General features: G+C 70.8%; 17 protein-coding genes and 2 pseudogenes. 12 read left to right on the top strand and 7 right to left on the bottom strand.

Annotated elements, in window-relative coordinates:
* Positions 1–129: 129 nt before the first annotated feature.
* Entirely contained in the window at positions 130–1,641 is a 1,512-nt protein-coding gene (locus ABZ671_RS30545; RefSeq protein ID WP_357864615.1) for a glycosyltransferase 87 family protein, read from the top strand.
* Position 1,642: 1 nt separating this feature from the next.
* Here ABZ671_RS30545 and ABZ671_RS30540 read toward each other — a convergent pair.
* A pseudogene (locus ABZ671_RS30540) lies at positions 1,643–3,427 on the bottom strand (hypothetical protein); the annotation flags it as partial.
* Positions 3,428–3,531: 104 nt separating this feature from the next.
* A complete protein-coding gene (locus tag ABZ671_RS30535; protein WP_357864613.1) occupies positions 3,532–4,317 on the bottom strand; it encodes a deoxyribonuclease IV in 786 nt (261 codons plus the stop codon).
* Between the two features lie 677 nt (positions 4,318–4,994).
* On the opposite strand from ABZ671_RS30535, the gene rpsF reads away from it, so the two are divergent.
* The 5 genes from rpsF (at position 4,995) to ABZ671_RS30510 (ending at position 10,673) form a co-directional block, all read left to right on the top strand.
* Positions 4,995–5,285, top strand: a complete 291-nt coding sequence (gene rpsF, locus ABZ671_RS30530) for a 30S ribosomal protein S6 (RefSeq protein ID WP_357864611.1) — start codon at positions 4,995–4,997, stop codon at positions 5,283–5,285.
* 81 nt (positions 5,286–5,366) lie between these two features.
* Positions 5,367–5,894, top strand: coding sequence for a single-stranded DNA-binding protein (locus tag ABZ671_RS30525; protein ID WP_198940427.1), 528 nt, complete (start codon positions 5,367–5,369; stop codon positions 5,892–5,894).
* 41 nt (positions 5,895–5,935) lie between these two features.
* Entirely contained in the window at positions 5,936–6,175 is a 240-nt protein-coding gene (gene rpsR / locus ABZ671_RS30520) for a 30S ribosomal protein S18 (RefSeq protein ID WP_013289355.1), read from the top strand.
* 14 nt (positions 6,176–6,189) lie between these two features.
* A complete protein-coding gene (rplI, locus tag ABZ671_RS30515) occupies positions 6,190–6,636 on the top strand; it encodes a 50S ribosomal protein L9 (protein WP_357864609.1) in 447 nt (148 codons plus the stop codon).
* A 293-nt stretch (positions 6,637–6,929) separates the two neighbouring features.
* A complete protein-coding gene (locus ABZ671_RS30510; protein ID WP_357864608.1) occupies positions 6,930–10,673 on the top strand; it encodes a replicative DNA helicase in 3,744 nt (1,247 codons plus the stop codon).
* A 73-nt stretch (positions 10,674–10,746) separates the two neighbouring features.
* Here ABZ671_RS30510 and ABZ671_RS30505 read toward each other — a convergent pair whose 3' ends face one another.
* From ABZ671_RS30505 to ABZ671_RS30495, 3 genes are all read right to left on the bottom strand, one after another.
* Positions 10,747–11,379 carry a phosphoribosyltransferase family protein gene (locus ABZ671_RS30505; RefSeq protein ID WP_357864606.1) on the bottom strand — a complete coding sequence of 211 codons (633 nt, stop codon included), beginning with the start codon at positions 11,377–11,379 and terminating at the stop codon, positions 10,747–10,749.
* 10 nt (positions 11,380–11,389) lie between these two features.
* On the bottom strand, positions 11,390–12,736 hold the full coding sequence (locus ABZ671_RS30500; protein WP_357864619.1) for a glycosyltransferase 87 family protein: 1,347 nt from the start codon (positions 12,734–12,736) through the stop codon (positions 11,390–11,392).
* A 139-nt stretch (positions 12,737–12,875) separates the two neighbouring features.
* A complete protein-coding gene (locus ABZ671_RS30495) occupies positions 12,876–15,305 on the bottom strand; it encodes a bifunctional diguanylate cyclase/phosphodiesterase (protein WP_357864618.1) in 2,430 nt (809 codons plus the stop codon).
* Positions 15,306–15,855: 550 nt separating this feature from the next.
* Between ABZ671_RS30495 and ABZ671_RS30490 the strand changes: the two genes are divergently transcribed.
* From ABZ671_RS30490 to ABZ671_RS30470, 5 genes are all read left to right on the top strand, one after another.
* Positions 15,856–16,440, top strand: coding sequence for a tetratricopeptide repeat protein (locus ABZ671_RS30490; RefSeq protein WP_357864604.1), 585 nt, complete (start codon positions 15,856–15,858; stop codon positions 16,438–16,440).
* 243 nt (positions 16,441–16,683) lie between these two features.
* Positions 16,684–17,175, top strand: coding sequence for a cyclic pyranopterin monophosphate synthase MoaC (gene moaC / locus ABZ671_RS30485; RefSeq protein WP_357864602.1), 492 nt, complete (start codon positions 16,684–16,686; stop codon positions 17,173–17,175).
* Positions 17,172–17,642 (top strand): MogA/MoaB family molybdenum cofactor biosynthesis protein, encoded by a 471-nt coding sequence (locus tag ABZ671_RS30480; RefSeq protein ID WP_357864600.1) that lies wholly within the window; start codon positions 17,172–17,174, stop codon positions 17,640–17,642. Before moaC ends, ABZ671_RS30480 begins: the two co-directional genes overlap by 4 nt.
* 37 nt (positions 17,643–17,679) lie before the next feature.
* A complete protein-coding gene (locus tag ABZ671_RS30475) occupies positions 17,680–18,936 on the top strand; it encodes a molybdopterin molybdotransferase MoeA (RefSeq protein WP_357864597.1) in 1,257 nt (418 codons plus the stop codon).
* Between the two features lie 26 nt (positions 18,937–18,962).
* Positions 18,963–19,376: a molybdenum cofactor biosynthesis protein MoaE gene (locus ABZ671_RS30470; protein ID WP_357864617.1), complete on the top strand. Its 414-nt coding sequence runs from the start codon at positions 18,963–18,965 to the stop codon at positions 19,374–19,376.
* A gap of 16 nt (positions 19,377–19,392) precedes the next feature.
* Here the strand turns inward: ABZ671_RS30470 and ABZ671_RS30465 are convergent.
* Positions 19,393–20,763: pseudogene (locus ABZ671_RS30465) on the bottom strand (glycosyltransferase 87 family protein); the annotation flags it as partial.
* A gap of 197 nt (positions 20,764–20,960) precedes the next feature.
* Positions 20,961–21,506 carry a DoxX family protein gene (locus ABZ671_RS30460; protein ID WP_357864595.1) on the bottom strand — a complete coding sequence of 182 codons (546 nt, stop codon included), beginning with the start codon at positions 21,504–21,506 and terminating at the stop codon, positions 20,961–20,963.
* A gap of 146 nt (positions 21,507–21,652) precedes the next feature.
* Between ABZ671_RS30460 and ABZ671_RS30455 the strand changes: the two genes are divergently transcribed.
* Entirely contained in the window at positions 21,653–22,198 is a 546-nt protein-coding gene (locus ABZ671_RS30455; RefSeq protein ID WP_357864594.1) for an N-acetyltransferase, read from the top strand.
* Positions 22,199–22,287: the final 89 nt, after the last annotated feature.

The raw sequence follows: 22,287 nt of genomic DNA, 5'->3' as shown, positions 1-22,287 counted from the left end.
TATCTGCTCGGGGTTGCGGCGGGGCGGGCGCGGCGGCCAGGGGGGCCCCCCCGCCGCCGTGTCCGGGTAGCGGAAATTCTGCCGCCGAGGCGGGACGGAGACCCCTGACATACGGCAGGATGCCTGTCCATGAGCACCCAGTCGACGGCGCGCATCGATGAGAGTGGACCCGTGGATCACCCGTCCCGCTCGGACGGCTTCGTCCGCGGCGCCTCGGAGCTGATCGGCGGCCCGCTCGGCGACCACGCGGTTGCCCTGCGTCGGCCGGTGGACCGGGAGGGCCGTTTCTGGACCGCCGCCCGGATCGTGCTGGCCCTGGTCTGCCTGACGCTCGCGTTGCACTGGGTGCAGAAGTCGCCCTGCCAGGACGGCGCCTGGCAGAACAACGTGCAGTACACCCGGATGTGCTACAGCGACGTGCTGGCGCTCTACTACGCCGAAGGGCTCAACGAGGGCAAGGTCCCCTACGTCGACCACCCGGTGGAATATCCGGTGCTGACCGGCTACTTCATGGGCGCGCTCGGCCTGCCGGTGCACGCCCTCGGGGTGAAGAACCCGACCATCAACCAGGGACAGTGGTTCTACAACCTCAACGCGCTGGTGCTCAGCGTGCTCGCCGTCGCCACCGTCGCGGTCATCCTCAACCTGCGCCGCCGACGGCCATGGGACGCGGCGATGTTCGCGCTCGCACCGGCCCTGCTGCTCACCGCCACCGTCAACTGGGACCTGCTCGCCGTCGGGCTGGCCGCGTTCGGGCTGCTGGCCTGGGCGCGTCGCCGTCCGGCGACGGCCGGCGTCCTGCTCGGACTGGCCGGGGCGGCGAAGATGTGGCCGCTGTTCCTGCTCGGCCCGATCCTGGTGCTCGGGCTACGGGCCGGCCGGCTGCGCGCCGCGCTCACCGCCACCGCGGCGGGCCTGGTCGCGCTGATCGTGGTCAACCTGCCGATGGCGATCCCGTACCGGGACAACTGGAACCGCTTCTTCGAGTTGAACACCACCCGGCCGATCGACTGGGGCACCCTCTGGTACATCGGCCGCTACCTCGACGGCAAGGTCAGCCCGTCCGAGCCGGGTGACCTCGGGCCGTTCGAGTGGCTGAACGCCCACATCCCCACTCTCAACTGGGTGTCGTACCTCCTCTTCGGGATGGCGTGCGTCGGCGTGGCCGCGCTGGCGCTGCTCGCCCCGCGCCGGCCCCGGCTCGCGCCGCTCGCCTTCCTGGTGGTCGCCGCCTTCCTGATCTTCAGCAAGGTCTGGTCGCAGCAGTTCGTGCTCTGGTTGCTCCCGCTCGCCGTGCTCGCCCGGCCACGCTGGGGGGCGTTCCTGGCCTGGCAGGTCGCCGAGGTCTGCTACTTCACCGCCTTCTACGGCGAGCTGCTCGGGTCGGCCACCGGCCGGCCGGTCTTCCCCGAAGGGGTGTTCGTGCTGGCGGCCAGCCTGCGGCTGATCACCGTGGCGGTGCTCTGCGGCTTCGTGATCCGGGACATCGTCCGCCCCGAGCGGGACGCGGTCCGCGCCACGTACGCCGACGACCCGGACGGCGGCGTCCTCGACGGCGCCGCGGACGCCCCCTGGCACGAGCGCTGGCGCAACCGTGTCAACCCGCCCACCGATCCGGCGACCGCACCCGCCCCCGCTTGACTCAGAGGCGGAACACCACCGTGTCGCCGACCTCCTCGCGGGTGATGCCCAGCCCGTCGGTCGGCCGGTCGAGCAGCCCCTCCCACGGGGTGTTGCCGAGCAGATCGGGCAGCACGACCACGGTCTTCACGCCGAGCTGACGCAGATAGTCGACGCTGAGCTGGTCGGGGAACCTGACGGCGATTTCGCGTATCCGAGCCTGGCCGGTCGGGGTGAAACCGCTGCTGCCGTTGACCATGTCCTGGAACCGGCTGGTCGACCAGAGCATCACCGGCTGGTCCAGCGCCTGGCTGCTGGGCAGCACCAGCATCGGACCGTCGACCATCCGCATCACCGCCGGCTGCGCCGGCGCCATCGGGTGCGGGGTGATGTTCAGCCCCTCGACGATGACCAGCAGCAGCGGCAGCAGGGTGGCCAGCCGCAGCCACGGGCCCGGCCACGACGGGATCCGCTCGGCGGCGACTTCGCGTACGCGGGCGCAGAACGCGGTGACCGCGCCGGCGGCGAGCAGGCCGAGCAGCAGGGTGGTCCAGAGCATCAACCGACCTGGCGTACGCAGCCCGTTCCAGCCGGGCAGGTGGTCGAAGAGCGGCACGTAGGTGAACCGGCCGCCGAAGAACCTGGTGCCCATGGCCAGGGCCATCGTCACCAGCACCCCGGCGAGCAGGAAGATCCGGTGCCGTACCCGCCAGACCGAGAAGAAGAGCCCGCCGGCCGCCAGAGCGTAGAGCACGAAGCCCGGCAGCAGCGTCATCTCCGGGTGCCAGGGCAGTGCGGCGCGTGCCCCCTCGTGCAGCGGACCCCAGACCCGCGATTCCGCCGGGGCGACGAGGAACCCGCTGGCCGGCGGCGAGTAAAGGTTGATCTCGGTGAGCGTTCGCGCCGCGTTTGGGTGCAGCTCCGCGACCTTGAAGTACGGCACTGCCAGCAGCGCGCCCACCGCGGCGAAGAGCACGGCACCGAGTGCGTCGGCGAGGAGCAGCCGGCCACCGAACGAGCGCTTCACCGGCCGCACCACCCAGCGCCGGGCGAACCAGATGACGGCCGAGACCAGCACGATGCCGGCCAGCAGGTAGGCGAACGGCAGCCCGATACCGAAGCCGAGGCTGAGCTGCCACGCCGCCACCAGCCAGCCGGTGAACGCCCAGCCGGCGTGGCGGCGCCGGGGCCGGTAGCCGTGGCGGAGGGACCAGCCGTGCCCCCGGGCGAGCATCGCCAGCGCCAGCGGGATGCCGCCGTTGGAGATGATGTGCAGGTGCCCGGCCTGGGCCAGCAGCCACGGTGCGTAGGTGTAGGCGGCACCGGCCACCGCGGCACCGATCCGCCCCGCGCCGAGCTGCCGCGCCAGCGCGTACGCCCCGAGCGTGGCGAGGGCGTGTGCCAGCACGAAGATGATGTTGTAACGCAGCAGGGCGTCCTCGGGGCCGTGACCGAGCATGCCGGCCGGCGCGTAACCGAGGAGCGTGTCGGAGAAGGCGAAGCTCCACCGGTCGGGGAAGAACGTGTTCGACTGCCAGAGCTGTGCGGGGTCGGTCAGCAGGATGTGCCCGGACCAGGCCATCTGCCAGGACTGGAGGCTCGGGTCCCAGTGGTCCTGCGGCAGCGTGTAACGCGCGTAGCGCAGGGTGGGCCAGGTCATCAGGACGGCCAGCACCAGCGAGGCGACGGTGGCCAGGGTCCACTCGTGCACCAGGAAGCGGCCCACCGCGCGGACCGCTCGGCGTGGCCGGGTGAGCACGGGGTCCGGGGCGGGACCGAAGGCGGCCCAGGGATCGGCCGGTTTCTCCGTACCCTCGGTGGGCGTGTCCTTTCCGGTGGCCGCGGCAGGCCCGGCCTCGGCGGGCTTCTCGGGCCCGCCGGCTCCGCCGGTGGCGTCGGACTGCTCGGTCGTCATGCCGTCGCCGTGCCCAACTGTCGGCGCAGGAAGGCGATGTCCGCCGCCTGGCCCTCGACGCCGCCCGGCGTCTCCACGATGACCGGCGCGCCGGCCGCCCGGATGACCGCCACCACCAGCTCCGGGTCGATGGTCCCGCCGTCGAGGTTGTCGTGCCGGTCCTGCCCGGAGTTGAAGGCGCCCTTGGAGTTGTTCGCGTGGATCAGGTCGATGCGGCCGGTGATCGCCTTGATGCGGTCCACCAGACCCAGCAGTTCCTCGCCACCGGCGTGCGCGTGGCAGGTGTCGAGACAGAAGCCCACCTCGTAGTCGCCGAGCGCGTCCCAGAGCCGGGCCAGCGCGTCGAGGTGACGGGCGCAGGCGTTGTCGCCGCCGGCGGTGTTCTCGATCAGGACCGGTAGCGGGAAACCGCCGGATTCCGCCGCGTACGCGAAGGTCTTGCGCCAGTTGTCGAATCCGACGGCGACGTCGTCCCCGGCGTTGACATGACCGCCGTGCACGATCAGCCCCTTGGCTCCGACGGCCGCCGCGGCGGCCGCGTGCCCGAGCAGCAGCTTGCGGCTGGGGATCCGGATCCGGTTGTTCAGCGTGGCCACGTTGATGACGTACGGCGCGTGCACGTAGAGGTCGACGTCGGCGGCACGCAGCCGCTCGGCGTCCTCCCGGGCCTTCGGGGCCTTCCAGCCCTGAGGATCGGCGAGGAAGAACTGCACGGCCTCGGCGTCCCGGGCGGCGGCCTCGGCCAGTGGGTCGGTCGGATCGACGTGGGCTCCGATTCGCATGCACGGCAGCCTACGTCGCGCCGGTAATGAGCGGGCGGAACGCGCGCGCGTGGTGTCTCGCACCGGGTGCGGGTGGCGTCACCGGCGGGCCCGGAGGTCGTTGTCCGAGGTGGGATCGACGGTCGACCCCCCACCCCGGGCGCGGTCCACAGGCGTCCGGGTGCAGGGGAGACCCCCGGAAACGGGACGCCCCGCCGTGCGGCCCGGCACGACGGGGCGGGATCCGCTTGGCTAGTCACGCCTGACCGCTGTCGACCGGATATCGGGGCAAATTCCGTTAATTCCCCCTACAGGTGACGAGACCGGTTGTATGGTCAGAGCAGGTAACAACACGATAAAGCTCCGCGGGGCGTCCTCGATCCAACCTCATCGGTGTGGTCGTTCCTCCCCAGGTCCCACCCAAGGAATGCGGACGGGACGCCCCGCGGCCCCGTGGACAGGGGTCCCACTTCCGGTGCTCGTGTGCCGGGGTGGGCCCCTGTCGCCACGTCCGAGGCACCCGCTCCGACCGTCCCGGGCACCCCGCGCGACCGGCCCGGGCATGATCGTCCCGACCGGGTATCCTGGTCCGGTTGCCCGCATCCGACCGGGTCCCCCCGGATCGGCCACGGGCACGACGCACGACCTCCTGCCACGGAAGGACCGTGGCCGCTTAGCCCACAGGAGGTGAGCACGTCTTGCGTCATTACGAGATCATGGTGATCCTCGACCCCAGCCTCGAGGAGCGCACCGTCGCCCCGTCGCTCGACACGTACCTGAACGTGATTCGGACCGCGGGTGGCTCGGTGGAGAAGACCGACGTGTGGGGCCGCCGGCGCCTCGCGTACGAGATCAACAAGAAGGCCGAGGGCATCTACGCCGTCATCGACCTCCAGGCGACGCCGGAGGCGGTGGCCGAGCTGGACCGCCAGATGCGGCTCAACGAGTCCGTGCTGCGCACCAAGGTCATCCGGCCGGAGATGCGCTAAAGCATCCACACCCGGTTCGTCCGGATCAGCCTCATCGGCTCTGTCGTAGGGCTCTGAGAGCCTGTACGACAGACCTGAAGAGTGCGCGAGGAGATGGTCATGGCAGGAGACACCACCATCACGGTCATCGGTAACCTCACCGATGACCCCGAGTTGCGGTTCACCCCGTCCGGGGCGGCGGTCGCCAAGTTCCGGGTCGCCTCGACGCCCCGGTTCATGGACAAGGCTTCCGGCGAGTGGAAGGACGGCGAGCCGTTGTTCCTCTCGTGCACGGTCTGGCGGCAGGCCGCCGAGAACGTCGCCGAGTCGCTGCAGCGCGGCGCCCGGGTGATCGTGTCCGGCCGGCTGCGTCAGCGGTCGTACGAGACCCGCGAGGGTGAGAAGCGCACCGTCATCGAGCTGGAGGTCGACGAGATCGGCCCGTCGCTGCGCTACGCCACGGCGAAGGTGCAGAAGATGTCCCGCTCGGGCGGCGGTGGCGGCTTCGGCGGTGGTGGTGGCCAGGGCGGCGGCGGAGGCAACTTCGACGACCCCTGGGCCTCGGCTGCGCCAGCTCCTTCGCGCGGTGGTTCGGGCGGCGGAAACTTCGACGAGGAGCCCCCGTTCTAATGGCGCCGAGCGCCCGCGATCGCAAACCAGGAGCAAGAGCAATGGCCAAGGCTGCGGCACTTCGCAAGCCGAAGAAGAAGGTGAACCCGCTCGACAAGGACGGGATCACCTACATCGATTACAAGGACACCGCGCTGCTGCGCAAGTTCATCTCCGACCGCGGCAAGATCCGCGCTCGGCGGGTGACCGGCGTGACCTCGCAGCAGCAGCGGCAGATCGCCCGCGCGGTCAAGAACGCCCGCGAGATGGCGCTCCTGCCGTACACGGCCACGACCCGCTGAGAGGAGGCACCGACATGAAGATCATCCTGACGCAGGAGGTGTCCGGCCTCGGTGCCCCGGGCGACATCGTCGAGGTGAAGGACGGCTACGGCCGTAACTACCTGCTGCCGCAGGGCTTCGCGATCGCCTGGACCAAGGGCGCGGAAAAGCAGGTCACGGTCATCAAGCGGGCCCGCGCGGCCCGGGAGATCCGCGACCTCGGCCACGCCAACGAGGTCAAGGCCCAGATCGAGGGCCTGAAGGTCAACCTGAAGGCCCGCGCTGGCGCCGGTGGCCGACTCTTCGGCTCGGTCACCCCGGCCGAGATCGTCGACGCCGTCAAGGCGGCCGGCGGCCCGGCTCTGGACCGTCGCCGGCTGGAGACGCCCGGTCACATCAAGTCGCTCGGCAACTACGCGGTCAGCATCAAGCTGCACCCCGAGGTGACCGCCAAGTTCGCCCTGAACGTCGTCCAGGGCTGACACCGCGACAGCACGAAAAGGGCCCGCACCGGACTGCCGGTGCGGGCCCTTTCGCATGCCCGACCCCGTGGACTCGGCGCGCAGCGCGCCAGCCGCCGAAATCCGACCCAGAAACTTTTATCCACAGGTTGTGGATTGTATTTCCGCAGGTCAAAGCCGGTGCGGCCGAGTGATCTTAGCGTTTATCCACACCCCTGTGCACATCCTGCGCACATGTCGGCCCCCGGCGTCCACAGGTTGTCCCAAGGCTCGTCCACCGGCGTTGTTGAGGGGCTGACCTCGGGTTCCGTATCGTGGTCCCTCGACCGTCCGGCGATGGCCCCCGATCGACCGGAGGGTCGCCGAGGCTGTCAGACCCGGCGGTCACGCTGGATTCGATCCGACGCAGCGAGGGGGGACCCGTGTCGGTCAGTGACGACACGCGTACGGAGCGAGCCGGTGGGCAGTCGCCCGTGCCGGTGCAGCGGGACGCGCAGTTCGAGAAGACCCCGCCCCAGGACGTGGCCGCCGAGCAGTGCGTCCTCGGCGGCATGCTGATCTCCAAGGACGCCATCGCCGATGTCGTGGAGATCCTGAAGTCCAACGACTTCTACCGCCCGGCGCACATCACTATCTTTGACACGATCCTCGACATCTACGGCCGGGGCGAACCGGCCGACGCGATCACCGTCGCCGCCGCCCTCGCCGACTCCGGCGACCTGGCCCGGATCGGTGGTGCCCCCTACCTGCACACGCTGATGGCCAGCGTGCCCACCGCCGCCAACGCCGCCTACTACGCCCGCATCGTCGGCGAGCGGGCGGTGCTGCGCCGGCTGGTCGAGGCCGGCACCCGGATCGTCCAGCTCGGGTACGGCACCGGCCAGGGCGGCAGCCGGGACGTCGACGACATCGTCGACCTCGCCCAACAGGCCGTCTACGAGGTGACCGAAAAGCGGGTCAACGAGGACTTCGCCATCCTTGCCGACATGCTCCAGCCGACGCTGGACGAGATCGAGGCAGTCGGCGCCCAGGGCGGCGTGATGACCGGCGTCCCAACCGGCTTCAGCGACCTCGACCGACTGCTCAACGGTCTGCACCCGGGCCAGCTCATTATCGTGGCCGGCCGGCCGGGTCTGGGTAAGGCGCTGGCGCTGGACACTCCGCTGCCCACGCCGGACGGCTGGACCACCATGGGTGAGGTGGCGGTCGGGGACAAGCTGCTCGCGGCGGACGGCAACCCGACCACCATCACGGCCGTCTTCGACGTGATGTACGACCGGCCCTGCTACGAGGTCGAATTCTCCGATGGATCGGTGATTGTGGCGGACGCCGAACACCTGTGGAAGACGACAACCCGAGCCAGCCGCCGGCAACCGGAGGCAGTCGGCTGCCCGGCCGGGGCACTCCCGACTGGCCCCGCCGAACGGCAGGTGCACCACGACGGTGTGGTGACGACCGCGCAGATTGCCGCGACGCTGCGTACCGAGACGGCGGACCGCCGACTGAACCATGCAGTGGAGAATTGCGCACCGCTCCAACTGCCCGAGCGGGATTTGCAGATCCCGCCATACCTCCTCGGGGCGTGGCTCGGCGACGGGGACCCAGGGGCGAGCTACTTCACCACCACGGACGACTCCTTCCCGGCTCTGCTTGGGCGGATCGGCGTGGCGCAGGAGAAGCACATCCCGCAGGAATACCTCCGCGCCTCGGAGGCCCAGCGACGGGCGCTGCTCGCCGGCCTGATGGACACCGGCGGTGCGGTGGATCTGGCCGGCGACCTGCAGTACACATCCACCTCAGCGCGGTTGATCGAGGGCGTCCGGGAACTCGTGGTCAGCCTCGGCTATCGGTGCACGATCAACGAGAAGCCGGCGCGCGGACGGACCGCGTACACCCTAAACTTCTCCACGCCCGACCCGATCTTCCGCCTGGCGCGCAAGCATGCGGCGCGACCCAGAACCTCCTCGGACGTCCGGACCACGTCTCGGGTCGTCGTGGACGTCCGCCCGGTGGCCAGCGTCCCGGTGCGCTGCGTCACGGTGGACAACGCCGATCACCTTTACCTGGCCGGTCGCTCCATGATTCCGACGCACAACAGCACGGCGAGCATGGACTTCGCCCGGAACGCGGCCATCCGCGCCAACCAGGCGTCGGCGATCTTCTCACTGGAAATGAGCAAGGTCGAAATCGTCATGCGGCTTCTCTCGGCCGAGGCCCGCGTACCGCTGCACGTGCTACGCAGCGGGCAGCTCTCCGACGACGACTGGACCAAGCTGGCCCGCTGCATGGGCGAGATCAGCGAAGCCCCGCTCTTCGTCGACGACACGCCGAGCATGAACCTGATGGAGATCCGGGCCAAGGCGCGGCGGCTCAAACAGAAGCATGACCTCAAGCTGATCGTGGTCGACTACCTGCAGCTGATGACCTCGCCCAAGCGCACCGAGAGCCGGCAGCAGGAGGTCGCCGACCTGTCCCGTGGCCTCAAGCTGCTGGCCAAGGAGGTCGAGTGCCCGGTGATCGCGGTGAGCCAGCTGAACCGTGGCCCCGAGCAGCGCACCGACAAGCGACCCCAATTGTCTGACCTCCGTGAGTCCGGTTGTCTGACCGCCGAGACGCGGCTCATCCGAGCCGACACCAACGCCGAAGTGACCTTGGGGCAGCTCCTTGCCGACAAGGCGAAGGACATCCCGGTCTGGGCGTTGGACGAGAGCCTCCGCTACACACCGCGAAACCTCACGCACGCCTTCCCCAGCGGGACTCGGGAGGTTTTCCGGATGACCCTTGCGTCCGGCAAGCAGATCGACGCCACGGCGAACCATCCTTTCCTCACCTTTGGCGGCTGGATGCCGTTGGCCGAGCTGACAGTTCAGACAAGAATCGCGACTCCTCGGCACATCCCGCCGCCGTTGGCTGTTCAGCCTTGGACCGAACCCGAGGTGGTGCTGCTTGCGCATCTGCTCGGCGACGGCTCCTTCGTACGTCGCCAGCCCATTCGCTACGCCAGCTGTGACGAGATGAACCTGCAGGCCGTGTCGGATGCCGCCGAGCACTTCGGCATTACCGCCGTTCGAGATGACTACGCCGCCGCTCGCGTGACCACCCTCCGCCTACCCGCGCCGTACCGGCTCGCCCGTGGGCGAAGGAATCCGATCGCCGCGTGGTTGGACGGACTCGGCCTGTTCGGGCTGAGGTCCCATGAGAAGTTCGTGCCGCAGTCCGTGTTCGGTCTGCCCAAGGAACAGGTCACCCTGTTCCTGCGGCACCTGTGGGCTACCGATGGGTCCGTCACCGTCAACAAGTCGGGCCGTGGTGGTCGTGTCTACTTCTCCTCGACCAGCCGCCGAATGCTGGAGGACGTCTCTCGCCTGCTGCTCCGCTATGGCATCACCGCCCGGTTGAGGCAGGTATCGGTCGCCCGTCATCGGCCGCAGTACACCCTTGATATCTCTGGGCGTGACGATCAGCTTCGATTCCTCCGCGAGATCGGCGTGCATGGGGAGCGAGCAGCCAGGTGTGCCGCCCTGCTTGACTGCCTTGAAGGCGTGGAGAGCAATCCGAACGTCGACACCGTACCGAGAGAGGTGTGGACGCGGGTCCGCGAGATTCTGGCTGAGCAGCAGATGAGCCATCGCGAGTTCGCAGCGGCCATCGGCACGCAGTTCTGCGGCAGCACGATGTGGAAGCGTGCCCCCAGCCGGTCGAGGCTCGCGAAGATCGCTAGCGTGTTGGACGCTGTCGACCTCGACCTGCACGCCACAAATGACGTCTTCTGGGACGAGATCGTGTCGATCGAGTCCGTAGGTGAACAGGACGTCTACGACGCGACCGTGCTGGGGACGCATAACTTCATCGCCAACGGCATTGCCACTCATAACTCGATCGAGCAGGATGCGGACGTTGTTCTTCTGCTGCACCGCGACGACTACTACGACAAGGAGTCGCCGCGAGCCGGAGAAGCGGATTTTATTGTTGCCAAGCACAGAAATGGTCCGACCGACACGGTGACGGTCGCGGCCCAGCTGCACCTGTCCCGCTTCGTCGACATGGCCATCGTCTGATCTGTCAGAGCTAAGGACGGTCGTGGGCGGGCGGTCAGGCCCGGCCAGGACTGGCACGGGACGTGGGCCCGGCCTACGCGGTGGCGGTGAGCAGGTCCGTCACCTCGTCGTCGGAGACCTCGTGGAAGTCGTCGTAGTATGCGCCCACCGCGGCGAAGTCCGGCGGCGCTTGGAGGCAGACGACCTGGTCGGCCTCGGCGGTCAGCATCTCGTACGCCTGGTCGGAGCCGACCGGCACGGCCACCACGACCCGGGCGGCGCCGAGGTGCCGGGCGACCTGCACGGCGGCGCGGGCGGTGGCCCCGGTGGCCAGCCCGTCGTCGACGACGACCGCGATCCTGCCGGTCAGGTCGAGCGGTGGACGGCCGGCCCGGTACCGGCTCTCCCGCCGTTCCAGCTCGGCCTGCTCGCGCTGGCGTACCTCGGCCTTGTCGGCGTCGCTGAGCCGGGCGGCGACCATCTCGTTGAGCACCTGCACTCCGCCGGGGCCGAGCGCGCCGTACGCCACCTCGGGCGCCCACGGCACGCCGAGCTTGCGGACCACCAGCACGTCCAGCGGTGCGCCGAGCCGCTCCGCGACGACCTCGGCGACGAGCACCCCGCCGCGTACCAGCCCGAGGACGATGACATCCGGCTGCCCGGCGAGGTCGGTGAGCCGATCGGCGAGCGCTCGGCCCGCCTCGGCCCGGTCGCGGTAGGTGGTCATGTCCTCAGGTCTACGCCCTCGTGGCGGGACGCGTGGCGGAAGTTGCCCGAAAGCCTGGCCGCGGTGCGCCGGCCTCGGCCAGTGCGGGGGCCCAGACCAGCAGGGCGATCGGATAGAGCAGGTAGCCGAATCGGGTCGACGGCATCAGCAGGATCGCCGCGAGGAGCCCGTACCCGCAGACCAGCGTGGTGGCGGTGGCGGTGCGCGGCGGACGGCGGAGGAGTCGGACGGCGATCGCCGCCCCCGTCGCGACCAGCAGTGCGGCGGCGATGATCTGACCGGCGGGCAGCGCGGTGGCGATGAGCTGACCGGGGAACGGGGACTGCGCGGGGCTGGTCACCAGGCCGTGCCCGAGTGGGAAGCGCAGCACGTTCTCGACCAGGGCGTCCCGGTCGACCAGCAGCGCGGGGAGCAGCGCGAGAATCGGCAGCCCGAGCGCCCCGAGGGCGGCGCGGACGCCGGCCCGGCGGGTGGCCGCCCAGCAGACCAGCACGATCGCGACCGGCCAGGCGAAGAGTTTCAGCGCGCCGGCCGCGCCGACCGCCAGGCCGGCCCGACCGGGCCGGCCGGCCGCGGCGAGGGCCAGCGCGAGCAGGCAGAGCGCGAGTACGGGCAGGTCGTCGCCGCCGGTCGCCAGGGTGAGGGCGCAGATGGGCAGCACGGTGGCCGCCTGTACGCCCCGGAGCACGGCGGGGCCTCGGGCGGGCGTGGCCGGGCTGGGCGTGGCCGAACCGGCGGTGGCCGGGCCGGGCGCGGCCCGCAGGGTGGCCACCGCGGCGGCCAGTATTGCGACGGTGACCAGGGCGAACCAGATCCGCGCGTCGGTCCACCAGGCGTCGCTGGCGGCCCGGGGCAGCCCGAACAGCGCCATGCCGGGCTGGTACGGGGTGTAGCCGAGCAGCTGTTCCGCCGGTGGCAGCGCGGAGATCGCGTCGTGGCCCAGGTAGGGGGTGCCGTGCTCGACGAGCCGGATGCCGGCCTGCTCGACCACCACCACTTCTTCCTGTGCCCGGTCGGTACGCCCGGCCGCCCGCTGGACGCTCTGCGCGACGACGGGCAGGAGCGCCGTGGTGGCCCAGGCGAACCCGGTTGCCATCCAGCGGGCGCCGAGCCCGGCGAGTGGCGTGTCGACGCGGCGGCGTCGCGTGAGGAGTTGGCCGGCGACGGCGAGCGCCGTGAGCAGGTATCCGGTGGTGGCGAGGGCACCCCAGGCCCGGTGCGGGGCCAGGGTGGAGGTGGCGGCGGTGAGCCCGGCGAAGGCCGCCGCCGCGGCGTATAGGCCGAGGTCGAGGGCGAGGCCGCCGGCTGCGGAGTCGATGGCCGTCCAGCGCCGGGAGCTTCGACCGAGGTCCACCATCACACGGCCCAGTCTGGCAGACGCGCCTGTTCACTCCGTGGGTCGTGCGCCCTCGGTCATGATCTACTCCATGCTCCGCGCATGGGGGTGTCAGCCACCGGCAGAGACCCCCACATGCCGCACATTGAGTTGATCAATATCAGGGGTGGGAGGCTTCGTCGGCGATCCGGGTGGCGGCGGTCGGGGTGGCTGCCCGACCTCGGCCGCCGGGGCGGCGGCCGGGCAGGCGGATCACGGCGCCCGTGCCGTGCAGCGGCGGGGCGAGGCTGCCCGGGCAGCCACCCGCCCCCCGTCTGAGGGCGGCGAGCAGCGCCCCGGCCGGCAGTGGCCGGGCGAAAAGGTGGCCCTGCCCGGCGGCGCAACCCAGCTCCCAGAGTGCCCGCCGCTGCGGTTCGTTCTCCACGCCCTCGGCGACCACGGTCAGGTCGAGGCTGCGGCCCAGGTCCAGGGTAGAGCGGATCACGGCGGCGGCCTCGGCCGAGCTCTCCATCGCGGTGACGAAGCTGCGGTCGATCTTCAGCTCGTGCACGGGGATGCGGGAGAGCAGGGAGAGCGAGGAGTAGCCGGTGCCGAAGTCGTCGAGGGCCAGCCGTACGCCGGAGTCGCGGAGGCGGCTGAGCACCCGGTCCACCACGTCGAGCTGGCTGAGCGTCAGGGTTTCGGTCAGCTCCAGCACCAGCCGGTCCGGGGGCAGGTCGTGCGCCCGCAGTCGGGCCAGCACCGCCCCGGGGAAGCGGGCGTCGAGGAGGCTGCGCGGCGACACGTTCACCGAGACCGGCAGCTCGAAGCCGGCGTCCCGCCAGGTGCCGGCCGCGATCAGCGCCTGGTCGAGGATCTCCTCGGCGAACGCGGGCAGCAGCCCGGAGCGTTCCACCGCCTCGATGAAGCGCAGCGGGTCGATCACTCCGTGGGTGGGATGGTGCCAGCGGGCCAGCGCCTCGGCGCCGATCGCCTCGCCACTGCCCAGGTCGACGATCGGCTGGAAGTTCACCGTGAACTCGTGGTCGGCGACTGCTCGGGGCAACTCGCCCCCGAGGGTGAGCCGGCCCAGGTCGGCGGTGTCGCGGGTCGGTGCGTAGGTGGCGGTCCGCCGGCCGGACCGCTTCGCCTGGTACATCGCCACGTCGGCCCGGCGCAGCAGCTCGGGCATTCCGCCGCTGGCCGGCGCGGCGGCGATACCGCCGCTGGCCTCCACGCTGATCCGCATGCCGTCCAGGTCGATTGGTTCGTGCAGGGCGGCGAGCAGGGCGTCGGCCCGGTGGGCGGCTATCGCCGGCGCGGGCAGCCCGCGTAGCAGGACGGCGAACTCGTCGCCGCCGAGCCGGGCCACCAGGTCGCCCGGGCGGGCCGCGTCGCGCAGCCGGTCGGCGACCTGCATCAGCACCCGGTCGCCGGCGCCGTGCCCGAGGGTGTCGTTGACCTCCTTGAAGTGGTTGAGGTCGATCAGCACCAGGGCCGTGACACCGTCGGCGTACCGGGTGGTCAACTGCGTGGTGCCCTCGTCGAGCAGGTGGCGCCGGTTGGAGAGCCCGGTCAGGGCGTCGTGGGTGGCGGCGTACGCGTGCTCCTCGGCGATCCGGGCCAGCTCGGCGTACGCCTGGGCGTTGCGGACCGCGGTGCACAGCGCGGAGGCGAAGGTACGCAGGGTGTACTGCTCCCGTTCGGAGAGTTCGACCGGCCCGGCGAACCGGAGCTGGAGCAGGCCGACGTTTACCGAGCGATCGTGTCCTTCCAACGCCACCGGGATGACGGTGCCGTCCATGGTGCTGGGCTCGGGAGCCGTCCCGTCGTACGCGATGCCGCCGGTGCCGCCGCGGACCGTGCGCTCGCCCTCGCGCAGCTCGATCTCGACCTCGTCCGCAGAGAAGAGTTCGGCGGCCTGGGTGACGGCGGTCGTGAGTACCTGATCGAGGTCGACCACGTTGAGCGCGTCGGTGGTCTGGGCGAGGCGTTGCCACGCCTGCTGCTCGGTGCGGGTGCGGAAACGGGTGGAATATGCCAAGTGCAGGCTGAGCACCAGCGGAGGCACGGCGAGCAGCAGCCGGGGGTCGGCACGGAGGATGAGCACCGTGCAGACGGTCACCACGAACCGCACCACGAAGCCCACCGCGCGAAGATCCCAGTTCGCGCGGAAATGATGGCGGATCCGCGTGCCTGAGGCGATCGCGATGACCGGTATCGCCATCACCTCGTCGAGGACTGCGGCCACGAGATAAGCAGCAGCGACCGGTCCAAGTGGTGCCAGCAGTCCGTTGGCAGCCGAGTGGTCCTGAAGAATGACCAGGGTGAGTCCGGCGACGCCCGCGATGAGCGTGTTCTTGCCTGCATTGAACGCTGTCTTGATGGCGGGGAGCCGGAGGATGGTGAAGGCGACCACCACTCCGACTGCGGTGCAGAGGACCACCCATGGAAGCGGCGCGACGGCAGCTCCGATCAGGATGGCGGTCTCGTTCCAGTTGATGGAGTGCGTCGTCGATTTGATGCGGATTCGGGCCTTGACCAGGGTGGCCACCGTGACCATGAAGGTGAGCGTGGCGATCGTGGCGAAATCGCGGACCGAGTAGGGCATGAGCCTCGTTGCGGAGGCCGAAGAGATGATGCAGGCCGCGACCGCCAGAACGACGATGAGGCCGACCAGGATCCTCAGCGTCCTGTCGACCTCATAGCCGCGTCGTTGTGCCCTGTCCATGGCGCTCCCGACATAACCCGGTGCTGCTCGTACCGTAGCGCAAAGTGCGGGTCGGTCGGGGATGGGCGTTGACCCCTTTCACATCCAATCGCTGCCACGCATCGCGGTTCTCCCCCCTAGTTCGACCGCTCCGAGTCGGCCGGAGCGGTTACCACGAAACAGTCAGGGGAAATTTTATGTAAGGAGGTGCGGCAAAAGGTCGACTAAATGTCGTATTGTGCAATATTAGCCAACACTGAGAGCATATCTGACGTTCTGTCCATGCTCCTTGTGCGGACAGTTGTCTTCCGTGTGCTGCTGGCGCGCTGCCAATTGAGCCTCGCTTTCCGTGCGATCCGGCAATGCCGCCCCAATTGCCCCAGATGCTGTTGGCCGCTTCCGACTAGACTGCCAGAGCACCATTGAAGTCAGATAAACGGAGTCGAGCTGCGTGGAAATTCGCGTCCTGGGTGGCCTCGCAGTAACGGCCGGGGGTGATGATCTCCCTCTCGGGACGCCGAAGCAGCAACTGGTCCTGGCGGCGCTGGCTCTACGTGCCGGCCGCCTGGTCACGATGGACGAGCTGGTAGACGACCTGGCCCTCCGTGACCGCGTCGGCCTCAAGTACGCCAGGGCCGAGGTGATCAGCGACCTCGCCGGGACCTACCGGTTACTCGGCCGCTACGACGAGGCGATGAGCGGCCATCACAAGGCCATCGACGCCGCCGCTAACGACGGCGAGCGCCACGTGCAGGCCGAGGCGCGCAACGAACTGGCCATAACACTTCGGGAGATGGGGCGCTTTGAGGAATCGGCGGCGACGTACCGGGAAGCCCTCGACATCGCCACCCGGATCGCTCATCCCTATGAGCAGGGTCGGGCGCTCAACGGACTTGCCGAGCACCTGGCTTCCGTCGAACCCGTCGAGGCATGCCGCTACTGGCAGCGTGCCTTGGCGATTTTCGAGCGGATGGGTGTGCCCGAGCAGCACGAGGTGCGCCGGTGCCTCTCCGAGTGCGCCCCCGATCAGGCGTGATGCGGCCTTATCGATTTTTTATCGCGGTGCCCGCTACCGTCCTCCGCGTGTCGACCAACGGGGGAGGTCCAGCCGGCAGTGGACCGGGTCGACGAGACGCCCGCCGTCAGGTTTCCCCCAGCGACTGGGCGGCGGGTGGCTGAGGGAGGAGCGCCGCACGACCGGCACCTGCCGTGCGACGCTCCTCCCCACCGTCGGCACTGGTACGGGCGGCACGTCGTACCCAATGGATAGGCTCGCGCCGTGACCGATTCCGCGCAGCTCACCCACGTCGACGCCGCCGGCGCGGCCCGGATGGTCGATGTCTCCGCCAAGCCGGTCTCCGGCCGGCTCGCGGTCGCCGCCGGCCGGCTCCGCACCACCCCCGAGGTGGTGGAGCTGCTGCGCCGCGATGGCCTGCCCAAGGGCGACGCGCTGGCGGTGGGCCGGCTCGCCGGGATCATGGGCGCCAAGCGGACCCCCGACCTGATCCCGCTCTGCCATCCAATCGCCCTGCACAGCGTCGCCGTCGACCTGCGGCTCACCGTCGACACCGTCGAGATCACCGCGACCGCCAAGACCGCCGACCGGACCGGTGTGGAGATGGAGGCGCTCACCGCCGTGGCCGTGGCCGGGCTCGCCCTGGTCGACATGGTCAAGGCCGTCGACCCGGCGGCCTCCGTGGACGCAATCCGCGTCCTGCGCAAGGAGGGTGGCAAGACCGGCGAGTGGGTCCGGCCGGAGGACCGACCGTGATCCGGGCCCGGGTGATCGTCGCCTCCAACCGGGCCGCCGCCGGGGTGTACGCGGACACCAGCGGGCCGCTGCTCGTCGCCGGCCTGCGCGAGCTGGGCTGCGAGGTCGACGAGCCGATCGTGGTGCCGGATGGCGAGCCGGTCGGCGTGGCGCTGCGGGCTGCCCGCGACGAGGGCGTCGACGTGGTGCTGACCAGCGGCGGCACGGGCGTCACCCCGACCGACCGGACGCCCGAGGTGACGCGCGCCCTGCTCGACTACGAGATTCTCGGCATCGCCGAGGCGATCCGGGCCCACAGCCGTGACACCGTCCCGACCGCCGCGCTGTCGCGGGGGCTGGCGGGCGTGGCCGGCCGGATGCTGGTGGTGAACCTGCCCGGCTCGCGGGGCGGCGCGAAGGACGGGCTGGCCGTGCTCGGGCCGATCCTCCGGCACGCCGTCGACCAGCTCCGCGGCGGTGACCACTGAACCGGCACCGCATCCGCCTCGGCGCTAGGCTCGGCGGATGAGCACGGAAACCGCAGCCGCAGGAGCGCAGATCGCCGCGCCGCCGACCGGGTGGGAGGAGGCCCGTTCCCGGGCGTACGCGGTCGGCCTCGCCGCCGCGCTCCCCGCGGTCGAGTTGCCGCTGGCCGACGCCGACGGCCACACGCTCGCCGAGCCGCTGACCACCCGCACCGACCTGCCGGCGTTCCCCACCTCGAGCGTGGACGGTTGGGCGGTGCGTGGGGACGGTCCGTGGCAGGTGGTCGGTCGGGTGCTCGCCGGGCACACCCCACCCCCGCTGAGCGCCGATGGCACCACCGCCGAGATCGCCACTGGCGCGATGGTGCCGGCGGGCACCACGGCGATCCTGCGAATCGAGGAGTCGACCCGCACCGCCGACGGACGGGTAATGGGCACACCACGCCCAGTGCCCGAGTGGCGGCAGCCGGGTGAGGAGGCGTACGCCGGGGAGGAACTGCTTCCCGCCGGCACGCCGGTCGACCCGGCGCTGATCGGCCTGGCCGCCTCCTGCGGTCACGACACGCTGCGGGTCCGCCGCCGGCCGCGCGCCGCGCTGCTGGTCTTCGGCGACGAGCTGCTGACCGCCGGCCCGCCAGGCGCCGGCCGGGTCCGCGACGCCCTCGGCCCGGCGGTCCCCGGCTGGCTGCGCCGGTACGGCTGCCAGGTGCGACCGGCCGACGTGGTGGGCCCGGTGGCCGACACGCTGTCCGCCCACGTGGCTGCCCTGCGGGGCGCGTTGGCCGACGCCGACCTGATCTGCACCACCGGCGGCACCATGCACGGCCCGGTCGACCACCTGCACCCGGCGCTGGCGGCGCTCGGCGCGGACTACGTGGTCAACACCGTGGCGGTCCGGCCGGGCTTCCCGATGCTGCTGGCCCGGCTGGTCGACGGCGACGGCCGGGTCCGGTTCGTGGCCGGCCTGCCGGGCAACCCGCAGTCGGCCGTCGTCGCGCTGGTGTCGCTGGTCGCGCCGCTGCTCGCCGGCCTGGCGGGCCGGCCGATGCCGGTGCTGCCCGAGATCACCCTCGCCGAACCGATCCCCGGCCGGGGCGGCTACACCCACCTCGCCCTGGTCCGGCTCGACCGGGGCGCCGGCACCGCCCACCCGCTGCGCCACGTCGGCTCGGCGATGCTGCGCGGTCTGGCCGGGGCGGACGGATTCGCGGTGATCCGTCCGGGCACCAGCGGCGCGGTCGGGGACCGGGTGCCGGTCGTACCGTTGCCCCTGCTCGCCGGGGAGCGGGCCTGGTGAGCGGCGGGGTGAGCCCGGATGAGGCGATCGTCATCGGCGCGGTGACCGACCGGCCGCTCGACCTGGCCGCGCACGAGGCGGCGGTCGCCGACCGCCGGGCCGGCGCGGTGGTCTCCTTCCAGGGCGTGGTCCGCGACCATGACCATGGGCGCGGGGTGACCCTGCTGGAGTACGAGGGGCACCCCACCGCCGAGGCGGTGCTGCGCGAGGTGGCGGCGGAGATCGCCGCCGACCCGCAGGTGTACGCGGTAGCCGTGTCGCACCGGATCGGGCCGCTGGAGATCGGCGAGGTGGCCCTGGTCGCGGCGGTCAGCACCGCCCACCGGGCGGCGGCCTTCGCGGCCTGCGCCCGCCTGGTCGACGAGGTCAAGGCGCGGCTGCCGATCTGGAAACGGCAGGTCTTCGCCGATGGCACCGAGGAGTGGGTGAACTGCCCCTGAGGCTGGCGGCCCGCGCTCAGCGGGTGGACCGGACAGCCACCGACTGGCGGTGAGCTGAGCGGACCAGCCGGTCGTGGTAGAAGGCCGGGTCGGCACCCGGCCGCCAAGGCAGCGCCGCGACCAGCACGATCAGGGCGATCGCCAGACTGTTCTCCATCAGCGCGCCGAACAGCCCGTCCTGATAGTGGGACACCTCGGGAAGTTGGTGCTCGTACGGCCAGATCGGCGAGATCAGGAAGAGCAGGTAGAGCGCGAGCGCGCCGACCCCGTGTCGCAGGCCGGTGAGCGTGGGGTACCAGATCGGCGGACGCAGCGTCGGCACTCCGCCGGCGGGCGGTGTCGCGGCGACCCGGGGCGGCACGCCGCGGCTCGCCTCGCGACGGCGTACCGCGGCGTCGGCCAGCACGATGATCGCCGGGATGACCCAGACCAGGTGGTGCGACCAGGAGATCGGGCTGATCACGTTGGCGGTCAGCCCGACCAGGGTGAACGCGGTCAGTTCGTCGCCGTCGGCCCGGGCGCTGGCCGCCCGGGACAACCCGAGCGTCAGGATCAGCAGCGCGAAGACCAGCCAGAGCAGGCCGGGAGTCTTCATGGCGTCGAAGATCCGGGCGAGCAGGCCGGCGAGCGACTGGTTGGCGGTCATGTCCGCGGCGCCGATCCGCTCGGTCTGCCAGAGCACACCGGTGAAGTATGTCCGCGACTCTGACCCGACGAGCGCGAACGTTCCGAGTGTCACGCCGACGGCGGTGCCGACGGCGGTCATCGCCGCGCGCCATTGCCGGGTGATCATCAGGTACGCGATGAACAGCGCCGGGGTGAGTTTGACCGCGGTGGCCAGGCCGATGCCGACCCCGGCCCAGGTGCCGCTGTAGACAAACCGGGCCGGCACCGAGCCGGCGGTGTCGTGACGGGTGCTCCGCTTCGCCCGCCACCGCAGGCCGACCAGGTCCGCCATCACCAGTGCGAAGAGCAGCAGGTTGACCTGGCCGTAGCCGAGGGTCTCCCGGGACGGCTCGATGGCGAGGGCCATCGGCGTGGCGAGGCCGACGTTGAACCAGAGCGACCAGCCCAGCCGGTCGACGATCGGGCGCAGCAGCGCGGCCAGCACGACGGTGAGCGCCGCCGTGCTGGCCAGCGCGTTCAACCAGCCGGCGACCTCGATCGGCAGCCAGGACATCGGCAGCATGATCAGCGCGGCGAAGGGTGGATAGGTGAAGCCCAGGTTCGTCGCGGGGGCGATGAAGCCGTACAGCTCGCTGCCGTTCGCCCACCACACCACGGCACCGTGGTAGATCTTCATGTCGAAGAAGTTGTACGGCCGACCGAAGACGCCGATGGCGAGCCACGCGGCGTAGGCGACGGCGGCGATGACGCCGGCCCGTACGGCTGCTCTGTCTCCGTACCGAGATCGCCCTACCCGTCCAGGTCCCGCACGGAGCCTAGAACGGTGCCTCACGTTACTGCCTCCCGCGTTTTGCGACCGCGTCCGGTCCCACACGTGTTTTGACATCTACTTCATCAACGGGTCTCGGGCGTTCAGGTGATTAGCGGCCTTGCGGGGGTGGTGGCGTCGGTGTGGGGTCAGCCGGGAAATCGGCGGCCGGTGGCCGCCGAGCGCACGGCGATCTTGGCCTCCCGGCGGGCGGTCCGGACCGCGCGCTGCACCGAGCGCCGCGAATGCTTGATCCGATGGCCCGCGCGCCACCGCAGCCCGGGCTTCCCGCCGGTGTCCGCGGCGGCGAGCAGCAGGCCGCCGAGGAGCCCGAGGTTCTTCAGGAACTGGATCTGGTGGTTGCCCCGCGCCGCCGGGTCGTCGATGTTCCAGAACGGGTGACCGGCGATGGTGGTCGGCACCAGGGTGCCGGCGATGGCGAGCGCGGCAGGCCGGGCGAACCGGCCGGTGGCCAGCATCAGCCCGCCGACGACCTGGGCGGCCGCGTTGGCCCGGATCAACGTCTCGGTGTTGACCGGGATCCGGGGATGCAGGTTCTGGAGCAGTGGGGCGGCCCAGTCGGTGACCGGCTTTGCGACGGGCACCAGCCGATCGGGGTTGGTGAAGTTGCGAACGCCGCTGACCACGAAAATGCCGCTCAACATGACGCGGGCGAGGGAACGGACGGGCTTCATGGCTCAGTCATACCCCGTCGCGGCGGTCGTCACCCCCGCAACACACGAACGGGATCGGCCGACGTGGACGTCCGAGCCGGCCGGCCAGCGTAACGATTTCAGCGACCGTCGCAGATGGATCGGATACGCACGGTAAGGTCGCGCGGGTGACGACGCTGCGACTGCGCCCCGAGGATCCGGCTGACGAGGAGCCGGTCGCCCGGGTGCTGGCCGGCGCCTTCGCCCGCCCCGACGTGGCCACGCCGCCCGAGGTGGGTCTGGTCAACGAGCTTCGGCACAGCGAGGCCTGGATCCCCGAGCTGGCCATGGTCGCCGAGTACGGCGGCGAGGTGGTCGGCTACGCGCTGCTGAGCCGGGTCCGGGTGCGTGCCGATGACAGCGCGTGTCCGGCGCTGGCGCTCGGCCCGGTGGCGGTCGCCCCGCACCGGCAGCGGATCGGGCACGGCACGGCGGTGGTCCAGGCGGCCCTGGACGCCGCCACCGAGTTGGAGGAACGGCTGGTGGTGGTGCTCGGCGATCCGACGTTCTACCACCGCTTCGGGTTCAGCCGGGCGGACCGGATGGGGTTGACCAGCCCGTGGTCCGGGCTGGGGGAGCCGTGGCAGGCGTTGGTGCTACCGCCGTCCGAGGGCGAGGAGCCCCCACCGCCCCACGGCGAGGTCCTCTTCCCACCCCCCTGGTCGAAGGTGTAAGACATCCCAGGACGTACGAGTGTCAAGTAGCGGGTTCGGCGGTGTGGTGTGGCCAGGCGGTCGTCTCGTTGTAGGGCGTGCCGGTTTTG

The sequence above is a fragment of the Micromonospora sp. NPDC006766 genome, from assembly GCF_040636055.1.
Taxonomy (GTDB): domain Bacteria; phylum Actinomycetota; class Actinomycetes; order Mycobacteriales; family Micromonosporaceae; genus Micromonospora.
Note: the sequence above shows the minus strand (reverse complement) of the source record. Positions and strands in the feature narration are given on the sequence as shown.

Excerpts from the sequence above, each read along its gene's own strand:
- rpsR (WP_013289355.1), top strand. The coding sequence starts at position 5,936 with ATGGCCAAGGCTGCGGCACTTCGCAAGCCGAAGAAGAAGGTGAACCCG.
- ABZ671_RS30545 (WP_357864615.1), top strand. The coding sequence starts at position 130 with ATGAGCACCCAGTCGACGGCGCGCATCGATGAGAGTGGACCCGTGGAT.
- rplI (WP_357864609.1), top strand. The coding sequence starts at position 6,190 with ATGAAGATCATCCTGACGCAGGAGGTGTCCGGCCTCGGTGCCCCGGGC.
- ABZ671_RS30460 (WP_357864595.1), bottom strand. The coding sequence starts at position 21,506 with ATGAAGCCCGTCCGTTCCCTCGCCCGCGTCATGTTGAGCGGCATTTTC.
- ABZ671_RS30495 (WP_357864618.1), bottom strand. The coding sequence starts at position 15,305 with ATGCCCTACTCGGTCCGCGATTTCGCCACGATCGCCACGCTCACCTTC.
- ABZ671_RS30500 (WP_357864619.1), bottom strand. The coding sequence starts at position 12,736 with ATGGTGGACCTCGGTCGAAGCTCCCGGCGCTGGACGGCCATCGACTCC.
- ABZ671_RS30475 (WP_357864597.1), top strand. The coding sequence starts at position 17,680 with ATGAGCACGGAAACCGCAGCCGCAGGAGCGCAGATCGCCGCGCCGCCG.
- ABZ671_RS30505 (WP_357864606.1), bottom strand. The coding sequence starts at position 11,379 with ATGACCACCTACCGCGACCGGGCCGAGGCGGGCCGAGCGCTCGCCGAT.
- ABZ671_RS30535 (WP_357864613.1), bottom strand. The coding sequence starts at position 4,317 with ATGCGAATCGGAGCCCACGTCGATCCGACCGACCCACTGGCCGAGGCC.